This window comes from Aromatoleum aromaticum EbN1, assembly GCF_000025965.1.
GTDB lineage: Bacteria > Pseudomonadota > Gammaproteobacteria > Burkholderiales > Rhodocyclaceae > Aromatoleum > Aromatoleum aromaticum.
Map to the genome: position 1 here is coordinate 2,370,851 of NC_006513.1, position 14,381 is coordinate 2,385,231.

General features: G+C 66.4%; 12 protein-coding genes and 1 riboswitch. Of the genes, 10 read left to right on the top strand and 2 right to left on the bottom strand.

Annotated elements, in window-relative coordinates; all coding sequences use genetic code 11:
• From cobO to EBN1_RS11345, 6 genes are all read left to right on the top strand, one after another.
• The gene (gene cobO / locus EBN1_RS11320) at nucleotides 1-609 is read left to right on the top strand and encodes a cob(I)yrinic acid a,c-diamide adenosyltransferase (RefSeq protein WP_011238093.1); all 609 of its coding nucleotides are present in this window, start codon (nucleotides 1-3) and stop codon (nucleotides 607-609) included.
• A gap of 112 nt (nucleotides 610-721) precedes the next feature.
• Nucleotides 722-1,582 (top strand): uroporphyrinogen-III C-methyltransferase, encoded by an 861-nt coding sequence (gene cobA / locus EBN1_RS11325; protein WP_011238094.1) that lies wholly within the window; start codon nucleotides 722-724, stop codon nucleotides 1,580-1,582.
• A 27-nt stretch (nucleotides 1,583-1,609) separates the two neighbouring features.
• On the top strand, nucleotides 1,610-2,914 hold the full coding sequence (locus EBN1_RS11330) for a cobyrinic acid a,c-diamide synthase CobB (protein WP_041647184.1): 1,305 nt from the start codon (nucleotides 1,610-1,612) through the stop codon (nucleotides 2,912-2,914).
• Nucleotides 2,915-2,966: 52 nt separating this feature from the next.
• Nucleotides 2,967-3,151, top strand: a riboswitch (cobalamin riboswitch).
• 46 nt (nucleotides 3,152-3,197) lie between these two features.
• Nucleotides 3,198-3,950: a 5,6-dimethylbenzimidazole synthase gene (bluB, locus tag EBN1_RS11335; RefSeq protein WP_011238097.1), complete on the top strand. Its 753-nt coding sequence runs from the start codon at nucleotides 3,198-3,200 to the stop codon at nucleotides 3,948-3,950.
• 297 nt (nucleotides 3,951-4,247) lie between these two features.
• Complete coding sequence (locus EBN1_RS11340; RefSeq protein ID WP_041646246.1) at nucleotides 4,248-5,126, top strand: LysR substrate-binding domain-containing protein; 879 nt, start codon at nucleotides 4,248-4,250, stop codon at nucleotides 5,124-5,126.
• 12 nt (nucleotides 5,127-5,138) lie between these two features.
• Entirely contained in the window at nucleotides 5,139-5,723 is a 585-nt protein-coding gene (locus tag EBN1_RS11345; protein ID WP_011238099.1) for an acyl carrier protein phosphodiesterase, read from the top strand.
• Between the two features lie 72 nt (nucleotides 5,724-5,795).
• On the opposite strand, the gene EBN1_RS11350 is transcribed toward EBN1_RS11345, so the two are convergent.
• The gene (locus EBN1_RS11350; protein WP_011238100.1) at nucleotides 5,796-6,953 is read right to left on the bottom strand and encodes a mechanosensitive ion channel family protein; all 1,158 of its coding nucleotides are present in this window, start codon (nucleotides 6,951-6,953) and stop codon (nucleotides 5,796-5,798) included.
• A 209-nt stretch (nucleotides 6,954-7,162) separates the two neighbouring features.
• Between EBN1_RS11350 and EBN1_RS11355 the strand changes: the two genes are divergently transcribed.
• Both EBN1_RS11355 and EBN1_RS11360 read left to right on the top strand, forming a co-directional pair.
• Entirely contained in the window at nucleotides 7,163-7,456 is a 294-nt protein-coding gene (locus EBN1_RS11355) for a hypothetical protein (RefSeq protein ID WP_157866608.1), read from the top strand.
• 329 nt (nucleotides 7,457-7,785) lie between these two features.
• Nucleotides 7,786-8,508, top strand: a complete 723-nt coding sequence (locus EBN1_RS11360; RefSeq protein WP_011238102.1) for a transglycosylase SLT domain-containing protein — start codon at nucleotides 7,786-7,788, stop codon at nucleotides 8,506-8,508.
• Between the two features lie 140 nt (nucleotides 8,509-8,648).
• Here the strand turns inward: EBN1_RS11360 and EBN1_RS11365 are convergent, their stop codons facing one another.
• Entirely contained in the window at nucleotides 8,649-10,493 is a 1,845-nt protein-coding gene (locus EBN1_RS11365) for a phosphoenolpyruvate carboxykinase (GTP) (protein WP_011238103.1), read from the bottom strand.
• 326 nt (nucleotides 10,494-10,819) lie between these two features.
• Here EBN1_RS11365 and EBN1_RS11370 point away from each other — a divergent pair, with 326 nt between their 5' ends.
• Together EBN1_RS11370 and EBN1_RS11375 are read left to right on the top strand one after the other, a co-directional pair.
• The gene (locus tag EBN1_RS11370; protein ID WP_011238105.1) at nucleotides 10,820-13,096 is read left to right on the top strand and encodes an NADP-dependent malic enzyme; all 2,277 of its coding nucleotides are present in this window, start codon (nucleotides 10,820-10,822) and stop codon (nucleotides 13,094-13,096) included.
• Between the two features lie 96 nt (nucleotides 13,097-13,192).
• A complete protein-coding gene (locus tag EBN1_RS11375) occupies nucleotides 13,193-14,323 on the top strand; it encodes a patatin-like phospholipase family protein (RefSeq protein WP_011238106.1) in 1,131 nt (376 codons plus the stop codon).
• The last annotated feature ends 58 nt before the right edge of the window (nucleotides 14,324-14,381 follow it).

Here is a 14,381-nt window from a genome sequence, read left to right on the forward strand (position 1 = left end):
ATGAACGAATCCATCGAAAAAGATGCCCGCCACGCCGCACGCATGCAGCGCAAGAAGACGCTCATCGACGAAAAAATCGCCGTCGCGCAGATCGAACGCGGCGTGCTGGTGGTCAACACCGGCAATGGCAAGGGGAAATCCAGCGCGGCGTTCGGTGTCGTCGCCCGCGCACTCGGCCACGGCATGAAAGTCGGCGTCGTGCAGTTCATCAAGGGACGCTCGGATACCGGCGAGGAGGCGTTCTTCCGCCGCCAGCCGGAGGTCGTCTGGCACGTGATGGGCGAAGGCTTCACCTGGGATACGCAGGACCGGGCACGCGATGTCGCGAGCGCGGAAGCGGCGTGGGAGCAGGCGCGGGCGCTGCTGCGCGATGAGGCGATCGGCCTCGTCGTGCTCGACGAACTGAACCTCGCGTTGAAATATCGCTACCTCGATGTGGAGCGCGTCGTCGCCGATCTGCTGGCGCGTCCGGCCGACCAGCACGTCGTCGTCACCGGGCGCGCCGCGCCGCCGGAGCTGGTCGCCGTCGCCGACACGGTCACCGAAATGGGACCGGTGAAGCATGCGTTCGCGGCCGGAGTGAAAGCGATGCCTGGCGTCGAGTTCTGACTGGGAAGGAAATAAAGAAATAGGGGACAGACCACGTTTTTGAGAATCATAAAACGTGGTCTGTCCCCTATTTCCGGGTTGATCGATACTGCAATGGAGCCGAGAGAAAACGATGTCCCTGCCTGATATTCCCTCGCCGCGTCCCGGTCCGCTCGCCGGTCACGTCTATCTCGTCGGCGCCGGCCCTGGCGACCCCGAGCTGCTGACCTTGCGCGGCGCGCGCCTGATCGCAGGCGCCGACGCCGTCGTCTTCGACAACCTCGTCAGCCCGGTGATCGTCGACCTCGCGCCGCCCGCGGCCGAGCGCCATTACGTCGGCAAGAAGGCGTCGGACCACACGCTGCCGCAGGGCGAGATCAACCGCCTGCTCGTGCGGCTCGCCCAGGCGGGCAAGCGCGTCGTGCGGCTCAAGGGCGGCGATCCGTTCATCTTCGGCCGCGGCGGCGAGGAGATGGAAGTGCTCGTCGGCGCGGGAATCACCGTCGAAGTCGTTCCCGGCGTCACCGCCGCGGCCGGCATCGCCGCGTACGCGGGCATTCCGCTGACGCACCGCGACCACGCGCGCTCGGTGATCTTCACTACGGGCTTTCTCAAGAACGGCGCGCTCGATCTCGACTGGCCGATGCTCGCGCGGCCCGGCCAGACGCTCGTCGTCTACATGGGCATTTCGCGGCTCGCCGAAATCTGCCGGGAGCTGATCGCCCATGGCCTCCCGGCGACGACTCCGGCCGGCGTCGTCGAGCGGGGTACGACGCGGGCGCAGCGCGTCGCGGTCGGTACGCTCGCGACGCTTGCCGACGTCGTTCGCGACGCCGACATCCGTCCGCCGGCGCTGACGATCGTCGGCGACGTCGTCGGGCTGTACCCGCGGCTCGCGTGGTTCTCGCCCGAGCAGGTCGACCCTGTGCGGCACGCGCCGCATGTTGGCTGCACCGGGGTGCATCCGGAACCGGACTGCGACTCGGCCACCTGACGACAGTTGCCGCTGAACCAACTCCTGATGACTTCCGCAATCGAATCCGTCCCCACTTCCTGTGCCGCCCTGTTCGTCGCCGCCCCGGCGTCCGGCCAGGGCAAGACGACCGTCACCGCGGCGCTCGCCCGTCTGCATGCGCGCCAGGGGCGGCGCGTGCGGGTGTTCAAGTGCGGCCCCGATTTCCTCGATCCGCAGATCCATGCCGTCGCGAGCGGCGCGCCGGTGTACAACCTCGACCTCGGCATGTGCGGCGACGCCGACGCCGCGTGGCGGCTGCATCGCGTCGCGGCCGACGCGGACCTGATCCTCGTCGAAGGCGTCATGGGACTCTTCGACGGCGCGCCGTCGGGCGCCGACATCGCGCGCCGCTTCGGTCTGCCGGTCCTTGCGGTGATCGATGCGCGCGCGATGGCGCAGACTTTCGGTGCGATCGCGTACGGGCTGGCCCATTACGAGCCCGATCTGCCGTTTTCGGGCGTGCTCGCGAACCACGTCGGCAGCCCGCGCCATGCGGAGATGTTGCGCGCCGCTCTGCCGGAAAGGATGCGCTGGTACGGCGCAGTCGCGCGCGATCCGGATGCCGCGCTGCCGGAGCGCCATCTCGGCGTGCTGCAGGCGGCCGAGATCGGCGACCTCGTCGAGCGCCTCGACCGGCTCGCCGACGCGCTCGCGGCGACCGGCGCGGCCGAGCTCCCGCCGCCAGTGTCGTTTCCCGCGGCAGCCATGCCGCAGATCCGGCCGCTGCTCGCCGGCACGACGATCGCGATTGCGCGAGATGCCGCGTACGGCTTCATCTATCCGGCGAACGTCGACACGCTCTCGGCGCTCGGCGCTCGGCTGGCGTTCTTCTCGCCGCTCGCCGGCGACGCGCTGCCCGATTGCGACGCGGTGTGGCTGCCCGGCGGCTATCCGGAGCTGCATGCGGCGACGATCACCGGCAACACCGGCTTCCGCGAAGCGCTGCACGCCCATGCCGCCGCTGGCAAGCCGGTGCTGGCCGAATGCGGCGGCATGATGAGCCTGTTCGAAGAGATCGTCGACAAGGCTGGGCAGCATTACTCGCTCGTCGGCTTGTTGCCCGGGCGCGCAGTGATGCAGCCCCGGCTCGCAGCGCTCGGGATGCAGGTCGCCGAGCTCCCGGAAGGGCGGCTCGCCGGCCACACGTTCCACTATTCGAAGTCGGACACGCCGCTGCAGCCGCTGCTGCGCGCGCAGACGCCGGACGGGCGCGAGGGCGAAGCGATCTACCGCCGCGGGCGCCTGACGGCGTCCTACGTGCATTTCTATTTTCCGTCGAACCCGGCCGCGGTCGCCGGCCTGTTCGGCTGAGCGCGTTGGCGCGTTGCGTCGAGTCGCACGAAGGAAGTCGAACGAAGCGAACAGTATTTAACCGTATCGAGGTGCCCGCGCTCGCGCGGGAGAATCGGGAAGGCGGTGCGATTCCGCCACGTGCCCAGCGCCGTGATGAGGATCGTCCGGGCAGGCGTCAGCCACTGGCGAAAGCCGGGAAGGCGCCCGGACGAGTCGAGCCTCAGTCGGAAGACCGGCCTCGAGACATATTGGCAGCCGCCTGGACCGCGGCGCCCGACTGCTCCACTCAAGGGGACTATCCATGAGCAGCTCCATGCAGCAACAGCAGGACCGGCCTTCGTTCAGCGACGACGAAAAAGCCGCGGTGTATCGCGCGATCTACACGCGGCGCGACGTGCGCGGCCAGTTCACGCCGGAGCCGGTGCCGGACGCGGTGCTCGCGCGCATCCTCAATGCCGCGCACCACGCGCCGTCGGTGGGCTTCATGCAGCCGTGGGACTTCGTCGTCGTGCGTTCGCCCGAGGTCAAGCAGCGGGTGCATGACGCGTTCTGCACCGCCCACGCCGAGGCTGCGCTGATGTTCGAAGGCGACAAGCGGGACACCTACCGCAGCCTCAAGCTCGAAGGCATCCTCGAAGCGCCGGTCAACCTGTGCATCACCTGCGATCGCAGCCGCAACGGCCCGGTCGTCGTCGGCCGCACGCATATCAAGACGATGGACGTCTACAGTTCGGTGTGCGCGGTGCAGAACCTGTGGCTTGCCGCCCGTGCCGAAGGCCTTGGCGTCGGCTGGGTCAGCATCTTCCACCAGAAGGCGCTGCGCGAGGCGCTCGGCATCCCGTCCGGCATCGTCCCGGTAGCCTATCTGTGCATCGGCCACGTGAGCCATTTTTACCAGAAGCCGGAGCTGGAATCCGCCGGCTGGCTGGCGCGCCGGCCGCTTGAGACCTTGCTGCATTTCGACCGCTGGCAGGGGGCCGCGGACGATTCGGCCGCCGCGCTCGTGGAGTCCGTTCGCGAAGCGCAGGCAGCGGTTGGTGTCGCAAACCGGTGATGCGGTTGCAGTGAATGTCTCTCGGCGGCGGCCACTGCGTCGCTGCCGGTGAGGCCGGCTCCGCACGCCGTCCGATGCGCCCAAACAGCAGGGATTGAACGGTACAATCGAACTTCGCCGCACATTCCGCGGCGCCGAGCCTGGCGTCTGCGTGTTCCATGCGCATGTCCCCGTCGATGATCCACAAGGGCTTTGCTCGAGACTGGTGCCATTGGTGTCCGACCCCGATTTCGATGACCATCCGCTCGACCGTTTTCGCGATGATGCGGTCCCACGGCTCGCTGCGGACGATGGACGATGAGCAGCGTCGTGCGCCGCGTCCCGCCGATGCACGCCTTGGCCGCTTTCGAAGCCGCGGCGCGGCTGGGCGGTTTCGCGCAGGCGGCCGATGAGCTGTGCGTGACGCCGAGCGCTGTCAGCCACCGCATCCGCCAGCTCGAAGCGATGCTCGGCACGCCGCTGTTCGAACGCACGCCGGCGGGGGTGCGCCCGACCACGGTGGGGCGGCTGTACCTCGAGAGCGTGCGCGAGGCGTTCGGCAAGCTCGCGCAGGCGGGCGCGCTGCTGCAGCCCGAGCGCGAGCGGCTGCGCGTGTCGCTGCCACCGACTTTCGCGCGGCAACTGCTGATGGCGCGCCTGCCCGAGTACCTGCGCTCGCACCCGGAAGTCGAAGTCGAGATGCACCTGTCGATCCCGCTGCAGGACGTCACGGCCGAAACTGCTGACGTCGAGGTGCGCTGGGGGCGTGGCGATTATCCGGAGCGCACCGTGTGCAAGCTGTTCGACGACGTCGTCATGCCGCTCGCCGCGCCGTCGTGGGTGGCGGCGCGCGCGCTGCGCGGCATCGCCGATCTCGGCCGCGCCGAACTGCTGCGCTCGCCCCTGCTGCCGTGGCGGCCGTGTTTCGCCGCGGCCGGGCTCGACTGGCCGGAGCCCGAGCGCGGCGCCGTGTTCAATGATCTGGGCATGCTGTTCGAGGTCGCCGCGGCAGGGCTCGGCGCCGCCGTCGGCACCCGCAGGCTGTCGGCAGCGTGGGTCGACACCGGCCGGCTGGTACCGCTGTTCGGCGTGACCGCGCCAGCGCCTTTCACGTATTACGCCGTCGCGACGCCGGCGCAGCACAAGCGGGCAGTGGTGCGGGATTTCATCGCCTGGCTCGCCGGCGTCTTCGCCTGAGCCGGCGCAGCGATGAACTTCCTTGCGCACGCTTATCTCGCCGGTGAATCGCCGGCGGACCGGCTCGGCGGGCTGATCGGCGACTTCGTCAAAGGCCCGCTGCCCGCCGGCCTGCCGCCGGATGTCGCGGCCGGAGTGCGGCTGCATCGGCAGATCGACGTCTTCGCCGATACCCATGCGGCCTTCGTTCGCAGCCGTTCGCGGGTGTCGACGGGGCGTCGACGCGTCGGGGGCGTGATGGTAGATATGTTCTACGACCACTTTCTCGCACTGCACTGGAGCCGATTCCGCGACGAGCCGCTCGATGTCTTCACGACGCAGCTGTACGCGCTCCTGGAGGCGAACGTGCCGATGCTGCCGCCCCCGCTGGTCGACCTCCTCCCGAGCATCACCGGCGCGGACTGGTTCGGTTCGTACCGGTCTGTCGATGCGACTTCGCATGCGCTCGACCGCATCGCGCTGCGGCTGCGACGGACCAACCCCTTGGCCGGCAGCGGCGCCGAACTGCAGTCGGACTACGCCGGCTTCGAGTCGGATTTCTTCGCGTTCATCGCGGACGCGCGGCGCTACACCGAAAGCTGCCGCGCGCAGCGGTGACGGTCCTTCGCCGTTTTGTCCCGCCGGTCGAGGTAAAAACAGCTTCACCCCAGGTAGTGCGCAAGAATATTGTCATGTGCCTGCTTTCGCCCAGGATTGCAGCGCTTCCGGCGCCGGTGACAGCCGCCGCCCCTCGGGTTTCCCCTCGTCGGGCTCGGCTGCCTGCAAACTGCCTTCGACCTGCAGGCGGCCGCCGACGTGCAGCGTCTGCGTCGGGAGCGCAAACTGGATCTCGCGCTCGGCGAACGCGCGCACGAGCTGAAGGTTGATCGCCTGCTGCACGTCCATGTAGACGTTGAAATCCGCGCTCAGGACGATATAGACCGCTTCGAAATCGAGCGACGATGCGCCGAAGCCCTTGAAATGCGCGCGGTCGAAGCGCACCTCCGGCTGGGACTCGATTGCCTGACGGATCAGGTCCGGGATGACTTCGAGGCGGTCGGCCGGCGTGCCGTAGGTGACGCCAATCGGGAACGCGATGCGCCGCTCCTGCATGCGCTTGTAGTTGCGGATGCGGCTCTTCAGCAGATCGTTGTTCGAGAAAATGATCTGCTCGCCGCTGAGGCTGCGCACGCGGGTCGTCTTGAGGCCGACGTGCTCGACGGTGCCCATCAGGTCGTCGACGATGATGAAGTCGCCGATGACGAAAGGCTGGTCGACCGCAATCGACAGCGACGCAAAGAGGTCGCTGAGGATGTTCTGCACCGCGAGCGCGACCGCGATGCCGCCGATGCCGAGGCTGGCAATCAGTGCCGTGACGTCGAGCCCGAGATTGTCGAGGACCAACAGCAGCACCAGCGCCCACAGCACGACGCGGCCGATGAACGTGAGCAGTGAGCGCGTCATCGCGCGCGCGCCCGGGTCGCCCGGCGTGGTAACGCTGAAACGGCGCTGAAGCCAGAAATCGAAGCCGCGATTCGCCCAGAAGCCCGCCTGTAGCAGGAGCAGGCCGACGAAGATGCGGTTGACGAGGGTCGTGAGCGCTTCGGGCAGCGTCAGGAAGCGCGTCGCGATGTAGAGGCCGATCGCGGCGCCGAGCAGGATCCGGGTCACCGAAAGGAGTTCGACGAGGAAGTCGTCGATGCCGTTGTCGGTCGTCGGCGTGATCGCCGCCAGGCGCGCGAGCAGCAGCCGGCGCACGGTATGCAGGACGAGCATGCTGCCGATGATGGCGAGCAGCGCGTAGCTCCAGTCCTGGAGCGTGTTGTTGCTGATCAGTTCGCGGAACATGATTGCTCTTTGGGAAGGGGGCGGGAAAGTGTTCGTGCCGGTCGGGCCTGTGCATTTCGCCGAGGGCGAAGTCGCTCGTCGCGCCTCAGGCGCTGGTGAGCGAAAGCGACACGGCCCGGCTGGAAGGTGCCCTCTGCGCCGGGTCCGCGCAGGCGCAATGTGTCGTCCACGCTATCGACCGCGGAAGCGGGGACTTCCTCGGCGGCTAAATGGATTTCTACGGCGGGATTTCTACGGCGATTCCACCCATCGATTCGTCTCCTCTGCTTGTTCGAGGGACGAAAGAGTGTACGTTGAAAAGTAGTTTTGGCCAAATGCATGAGCCGGTGCACGAGTCAGCCGAATTCGCGGGATTTCGCTCGAGCAAGGAACATTCGGTCAAGTGGCAAGGCGCATTTTTGTGTAAAAGCCACATTTCCACACAATTGAAAATTCCGCGCCCTGTCCCGCTTTGCGCCCGAAGTCTGGTGGGGCAGGCCCCGATCTTGCGCCGCGCGCGTTGACAAAAAACCTTCCTGTAAATACATTGCAACCGTTGTTGCATTGCAGCAGCTGACAGCAACACTCTGATTCGATTGATCTGGTTAGGTGCGGCGCCGAAATTTTCCTTCCCACACGGCGCATACAAGCATGGCCGTGCGCACCGCGGGGGCACGTCGTCAAGTTGCGGCGGCTTGCCTGAACGACCACTGAAGACCGAGTACTTCGATAGCCGATGGCGATATTCCGTTCGCCACCGGTTCCCAGCCCGATGCAATACCCGGGGCTCCGTTGCGCCGATTTTTGGCCCACGGCGGGACATCGATGTGCCTGATCACAGCACGGAGGAACCATGGTCCACGCAACTCAGGACGACGGGCGCAAGCGCACTACCGCCAACGTCGTTGTTCATTTTGCCCAGGCTTCACTGGTGGTGGGGATGCTCGCAGCAGGATGGCTCGGCAGCGCCTATCTGAAGCATGAGTCCGTCAAGTTTGCCGACATCGGTATGTCCCCTGCCAGCGAAGCGGCCGTCGAGGCCGCGGCAGGCGCCCTGCCGACTCGCGCGATGCTACCGGCCCTGCGCAACGCGAGCGCCGAAGGGGGGCTCTCGTCCGAGATGAGGCGGGTGCGAGACTACGTCGCGAGGCGCTACAAAGTGCCGACGACGATGCTCGATCCGGTGCTTGCGGCGGCAGAGCATCATGGGCGGACCTCCGGCATCGATCCCCTGCTGATCGTCGCGATGATGGCGATCGAGTCGAGCTTCAATCCGGTTGCGGTGAGCAGCATGGGCGCGCAGGGCCTGATGCAGGTGATCCCACGCTTTCACATGGATAAGATCGGCGACGTCGACCGGAAAAATCCGCTTTTCGATCCGCAGTTGAACGTGCGCGTCGGAACGCAGGTGCTCGCCGAAGGCTTGCGCCGTTTCGGCAGCCTGCAGGCGGCGCTGCAGTACTACGGCGGCGCGCGCAGCGATCCGCAGGCGCGATACGCGAACAAGGTGCTGGCGATGAAGAAGCGGCTGATCAGCGCTGCCGGTCGTGATCTGCAGGTCGCCACCGGGGCTTGAGTTTTCGCCGCGTCGATCCGGTTGCAGGGCTTCTCCTTGCGCGGTCGAGTGCCGATCGCAGGAAACCGAAAAGCAAAAGCGCCGACGGATCGGCGCTTTTGCTTTTTCATCGGCTGCCGGAGCGGCGCCGGCAGCGGGGGTCAGACCGCGAGTGTCAGTTCGAAGAGTTCGCGCTTCAACACCAGTTCGCGCGGCAGGCGGTCCTGCAGCTTGTCGAACCATTCCTTGTGCAGCGCGAGTTCCTTTTTCCACGCGTCGGCGTCGACGCTCGTCAGGGCCTCGAACTGCTCGCGCGTGACATCGGCCCCGGTCCAGTCGATGTCCTCGAACTTCGGCATCCAGCCGAGGCCGGTTTCCTTGCCGCCGACGCGGCCGCGCACGCGGTCGACGATCCACTTCAGCACGCGCATGTTCTCGCCGAAGCCCGGCCACATGAATTCGCCGCGCTCGTTCATGCGGAACCAGTTCACGCAGAAGATCTTCGGCGTGTCTTCGACGACGTGGCCCATCCGCAGCCAGTGGTTGAAATAGTCGCCCATGTGGTAGCCGCAGAACGGCAGCATCGCGAACGGATCGCGGCGTACGACGCCTTGCGCGCCGAACGCGGCGGCAGTCGTCTCCGAACCGAGCGTCGCGGCCATATAGACGCCGAAATTCCAGTTGAACGCTTCGTAGACGAGTGGCACGGTCGTCGCGCGCCGGCCGCCGAAGATGAACGCCGAGATCGGCACGCCGGCCGGGTCTTCCCACTGCGGATCGACTGACGGGCACTGCGAAGCCGGCGCGGTGAAGCGCGAGTTCGGGTGCGCCGCCTTGCGGCCGGTTTCCTTCGCGATTTCGGGAGTCCAGTCGTTGCCCTGCCAGTCGATCAGATGGGCCGGCGCTTCCTTGCTCATGCCTTCCCACCACACGTCGCCGTCGTCGGTGAGGGCGACGTTGGTGAAGATGATGTTTTCCTTCAGCGTCGCCATCGCGTTGTAGTTCGTTTTCTCGGACGTGCCCGGCGCGACGCCGAAGAAGCCGGCTTCGGGGTTGATCGCGTAGAACTTGCCGTCCTTGCCCGGCTTGATCCACGCGATGTCGTCGCCGATCGTCGTGATCTTCCAGCCGTTGAAGCTCTTCGGCGGGATCAGCATCGCGAAGTTCGTCTTGCCGCAGGCCGACGGGAACGCCGCGGCGACGTAGGTCTTCTCGCCTTCGGGGGATTCGACGCCGAGGATCAGCATGTGCTCGGCGAGCCAGCCTTCGTCGCGCGCCATCGTCGAGGCGATGCGCAGCGCAAAGCACTTCTTGCCGAGCAGCGCGTTGCCGCCGTAGCCCGAGCCGTACGACCAGATTTCGCGCGTCTCGGGGAAATGGACGATGTATTTGGTGTCGGGGTTGCATGGCCAGCGGCTGTCCTTCTCGCCGTCGCCCAGCGGGGCGCCGACCGAGTGCACGCAGGGGACGAACTCACCGTCGGTGCCGAGCACGTCGAACACCGCGCGACCCATGCGGGTCATCGTGCGCATGTTCGTGACGACGTACGGGCTGTCGGAGATCTCGATGCCGATGTGTGCGATCGGCGAGCCGAGCGGACCCATCGAGAACGGGATCACGTACATCGTGCGCCCGCGCATGCTGCCGGCAAACAGGCCGTTGAGCGTGTCGCGCATCTTCGCCGGGTCTTCCCAGTTGTTCGTCGGGCCGGCGTCGGCCTTGTCCTTCGAGCAGATATAGGTGCGGTCCTCGACGCGCGCGACGTCGGACGGGTCGGACCAGGCGAGGTAGGAATTCTTGCGCTTTTCCGGATTCAGCTTGATCAGCATGCCTGCGTCGACCATTTCGGTGCACAGGCGGTCGTATTCTTCCTCCGAACCATCGCACCACACGACCCGCTCGGGCTCGGTCAGGGCCGCGATGCCGGCGACCCATTTCTTCAGGCCTTCGTGACGGACATAAGTGGGAGTGGCAGCCAGGGCGGCCTCGGAAAAGCGGTGATTCATGGCGACGAGCTCTCCAGATTACAGAAGCGGAACCGGTCCCGTCGGTCGAGCCTGTAGCCTTGCGGCCGGCGGGGACGAGGGGTCGTGGTGACCGCCCCGTTTCCCGAACTGTGGAAACTACTAGGGTTAACCGCAGTCGGCGAAAGCCTAATATTATGCCACGGGCCGGCAAGTGCTCGAAACGGCATTGAAAGCTTTTCTTTCGCTCTCGACGGGCACGGAACCTTTGCCCGAGTCGCCGAAGGAAGCTGCCGCCGCATGGACCGCGGACAACTAAATGTGTCCGGCAGGCCTGCGCCACGATACGAACAACCGAAGGGACCGTCATGGATGAACTGATTCGCAGCGCCGCTCTCGACTATCACCGCTACCCGCAGCCCGGCAAGATTTCGGTCACTCCGACCAAAGTCCTGTCGAACCAGCGCGACCTGTCGCTGGCATATTCCCCCGGTGTTGCCGCGGCCTGCGATGCGATCGTCGAGGATCCGGCCGAAGCCGCGACGTTGACCGCGCGCAGCAACCTGATCGGCGTCGTCACGAACGGCACCGCGGTGCTCGGTCTCGGCAACATCGGCCCGCTTGCGGCCAAACCGGTGATGGAAGGCAAGGGTGTGCTGTTCAAGAAGTTCGCCGGCATCGACGTCTTCGACCTCGAGATCGCGGAGAAAGACGCCGACAAGCTGATCGACATGATCGCCGCGCTCGAGCCGACTTTCGGCGGCATCAACCTCGAAGACATCAAGGCGCCCGAGTGCTTCTACATCGAGTCGAAGCTGCGCGAGCGCATGAAGATCCCGGTGTTCCACGACGACCAGCACGGCACTGCGATCGTCGTCGGCGCGGCGGTGCTGAACGGCCTGCATCTGCTCGGCAAGGATCTGAAGAAGATCAAGCTCGTGACTTCCGGAGCCGGAGCGGCAGCGCTCGCGTGCCTGCGGCTCCTCGAGAAGCTCGGCATCCCGGTCGAGAACATCTGGGTCACCGACATCGAAGGCGTGGTCTATGAGGGCCGCACTGCGCTGATGGACCCGATCAAGGCGCGCTACGCGAAACCGACGCCGGCGCGCACGCTCGCCGAGATCATCGAGGGCGCGGACGTGCTGCTCGGTCTGTCGGCCGGCGGCGTCGTCAAGCGCGAGATGGTCGCGAAGATGGCGCCGAAGCCGCTGATCCTCGCGCTCGCGAACCCGATTCCCGAGATCCTGCCGGAAGAGGTCCAGGCGGTGCGCGACGACGCGATCATCGCGACCGGGCGTTCGGACTATCCGAACCAGGTGAACAACGTGCTGTGCTTCCCGTTCATCTTCCGCGGCGCGCTCGACGTCGGCGCGACGACGATCACCGACGAGATGCAGCTCGCCGCAGTGAAGGCGATTGCCGAGCTCGCGCGCGCCGAGCAGAGCGACATCGTCGCCGCGGCCTACGGCGAGAAAGTGTCCGGTTTCGGGCCGGAGTACATCATTCCGCGCCCGTTCGATCCGCGCCTGATCGTCAAGATCGCGCCGGCGGTCGCGATCGCCGGTATGGCGTCGGGGGTCGCGACGCGGCCGATCACCGACTGGGACGCGTACCGCGGCCAGCTCAACAACTTCGTCTGGCACTCGGGCCTGATCATGAAACCGGTGTTCGCTGCCGCGCGCGGCACGGGCCAGCGCATCATCTTCTCCGAAGGCGAGTCCGAGCGCGTGCTGCGCGCGGTGCAGACCGTCGTCGACGAAGGCCTCGCGAGCCCGATCCTGATCGGCCGTCCCGACGTCGTTGCGACGAACATCGAGCGCTTCGGCCTGCGCATCCGTGCGGAGCATGACTTTGAGCTCGTCAATCCCGACTCCGACCCGCGCTTCAAGGAGCTGTGGATGGATTACCACCGGCTGATGGAGCGGCACGGCGTCTCGGTCGACTACGCGAAGAAGGAAGTGCGCCGGCGCACGACGCTGATCGGCTCGCTGATGCTCAAGCACGGCTACGGTGACGGGATGATCTGCGGCACGTACGGGATGCACCGGCTGCACCTCGAGTTCATCGAGAAGATCATCGGCCGCAAGCCGGGTGTCGAGAACTGCTATGCGCTGAACGTCGTGAGCTTGCCCGGGCGCACGATGTTCCTCGCCGACACCTACGTGAACTACGACCCGACGCCCGAGCAGATCGTCGAGATGACGCTGCTCGCAGCCGAGGAGATGTCGCGCTTCGGCCTGACGCCGAAAGTGGCGCTGCTGTCGCATTCGTCGTTCGGTTCGGCCGACTCGCCGACTTCCGAGAAGATGCGCGCCGCGCTGCAACTGCTGCACGAGCGTCATCCCGACATCGAGGTCGAAGGCGAGATGCACGGCGATGCCGCGCTCGACGCCGAGCTGCGACTGCGCATCTTCCCGAACTCGCGCATGCGTGAGCCGGCCAACCTGCTGATTTTCCCCACGCTCGATGCCGCCAACATCGCCTTCAACCTGCTCAAGACGGCTGCGGGCGAAGGCATGACGATCGGGCCGATCCTGCTCGGTGCCGCCAAGCCCGCGCATATCCTGACGCCGTCGGCGACGGTGCGCCGCATCATCAACATGACCGCACTGACCGCGGTCGAGGCGGCGCAGGGCCGGTCCTGAGTCCGCAGGCGGTGTGATTGCCGGCGTGTCGCCCGCAGCCGCCTGCACGCCCGTGGCATCATTCCCCCGCATGTGTGCGATCGAGGCGGGGGGCGCATGACGGAAGGGAAGGCAGCGCTGGTATTGACAGGGGGCGGTGCACGCGCGGCTTACCAGGTCGGCGTGCTCGCCGCGATCCGCAAGATCAGGGGACGGCAGCCCGGAAATCCGTTCCCGATCCTGTGCGGCACTTCGGCCGGCGGCATCAACGCCGCGACGCTCGCAGTGTTTTCGTCCGACTTCAATGCCGGCGTGCGCAAGCTGGCGTGGATCTGGCGCAATTTCCACGTCGACCAGGTGTACCGGGCCGACGCCGCGGCGCTGATGGCCACCGGATTGCGCTGGGGCGGTGCACTGATGTTCGGCTGGGCAGTACGCCAGACGCCGCGCTCGCTGCTCGACAACAGCCCGCTGCGCGCGTTGCTCGAGCGCGTGCTCGATTTCTCGGCGATCCGCCGCGCGATCGAGACGGGACATCTCCATGCGGTCAGCGTTGCCGCATCGGGTTATTCGTCCGGCGAGAACCTGGCATTTTTCGAAGCGACGCCGGAAGTGCTGCCGTGGCGCCGCGCCCAGCGCGTCGGCATGCCGACCCGCCTCGGTATCGAGCATCTGCTCGCGTCGAGTGCGATTCCGTTCGTGTTTCCGGCGGTCAAGATCAACCGTGAATATTTCGGCGACGGCTCGATGCGCCAGCTCGCCCCGATCAGCCCGGCGATCCACATGGGGGCCGAGCGCATCCTCGTCATCGGTTCAGGCCGGCTCGCCGAAGAGGGGCGCCAGCGCACCGAGGACTATCCGCCACTCGCGCAGATCGCCGGCCACGCCCTGTCGAGCATCTTCCTCGACGGACTCACTGTCGATCTGGAGCGCATGGAGCGCATCAACACGACGCTGAACGCCTTCACCGCTGCCGAGCGCGACGCGGCAGGCCTCGCGTTGCGGCCGATCGAAACGTTGGTGATCTCGCCGTCGAAACGGCTCGACGCGATCGCCGGCCGTCATCGCGACACGCTGCCGCTGGCATTGCGAACGCTGCTGCGCGGTGTCGGCGCGATGCGTCGCGAGGGTTCGACGCTGCTGTCCTACCTCCTGTTCGAGCCCGCCTTCACCCGCGCGCTGATGGACATGGGCTTCCAGGACACCCTCGCGCGCCGTGACGAGGTGGCGGCTTTCCTGCGGCTGTGAACTTTTTTTCGGACAGTTATGTAAGCGCCAACCCATCCCGTCAGGTTGGTGTAACAAT

Coding starts and splice junctions, on each gene's coding strand:
- cobO (WP_011238093.1), top strand. CDS start 1: ATGAACGAATCCATCGAAAAAGATGCCCGCCACGCCGCACGCATGCAG.
- cobA (WP_011238094.1), top strand. CDS start 722: ATGTCCCTGCCTGATATTCCCTCGCCGCGTCCCGGTCCGCTCGCCGGT.
- EBN1_RS11330 (WP_041647184.1), top strand. CDS start 1,610: ATGACTTCCGCAATCGAATCCGTCCCCACTTCCTGTGCCGCCCTGTTC.
- bluB (WP_011238097.1), top strand. CDS start 3,198: ATGAGCAGCTCCATGCAGCAACAGCAGGACCGGCCTTCGTTCAGCGAC.
- EBN1_RS11340 (WP_041646246.1), top strand. CDS start 4,248: ATGAGCAGCGTCGTGCGCCGCGTCCCGCCGATGCACGCCTTGGCCGCT.
- EBN1_RS11345 (WP_011238099.1), top strand. CDS start 5,139: ATGAACTTCCTTGCGCACGCTTATCTCGCCGGTGAATCGCCGGCGGAC.
- EBN1_RS11350 (WP_011238100.1), bottom strand. CDS start 6,953: ATGTTCCGCGAACTGATCAGCAACAACACGCTCCAGGACTGGAGCTAC.
- EBN1_RS11355 (WP_157866608.1), top strand. CDS start 7,163: ATGGATTTCTACGGCGGGATTTCTACGGCGATTCCACCCATCGATTCG.
- EBN1_RS11360 (WP_011238102.1), top strand. CDS start 7,786: ATGGTCCACGCAACTCAGGACGACGGGCGCAAGCGCACTACCGCCAAC.
- EBN1_RS11365 (WP_011238103.1), bottom strand. CDS start 10,493: ATGAATCACCGCTTTTCCGAGGCCGCCCTGGCTGCCACTCCCACTTAT.
- EBN1_RS11370 (WP_011238105.1), top strand. CDS start 10,820: ATGGATGAACTGATTCGCAGCGCCGCTCTCGACTATCACCGCTACCCG.
- EBN1_RS11375 (WP_011238106.1), top strand. CDS start 13,193: ATGACGGAAGGGAAGGCAGCGCTGGTATTGACAGGGGGCGGTGCACGC.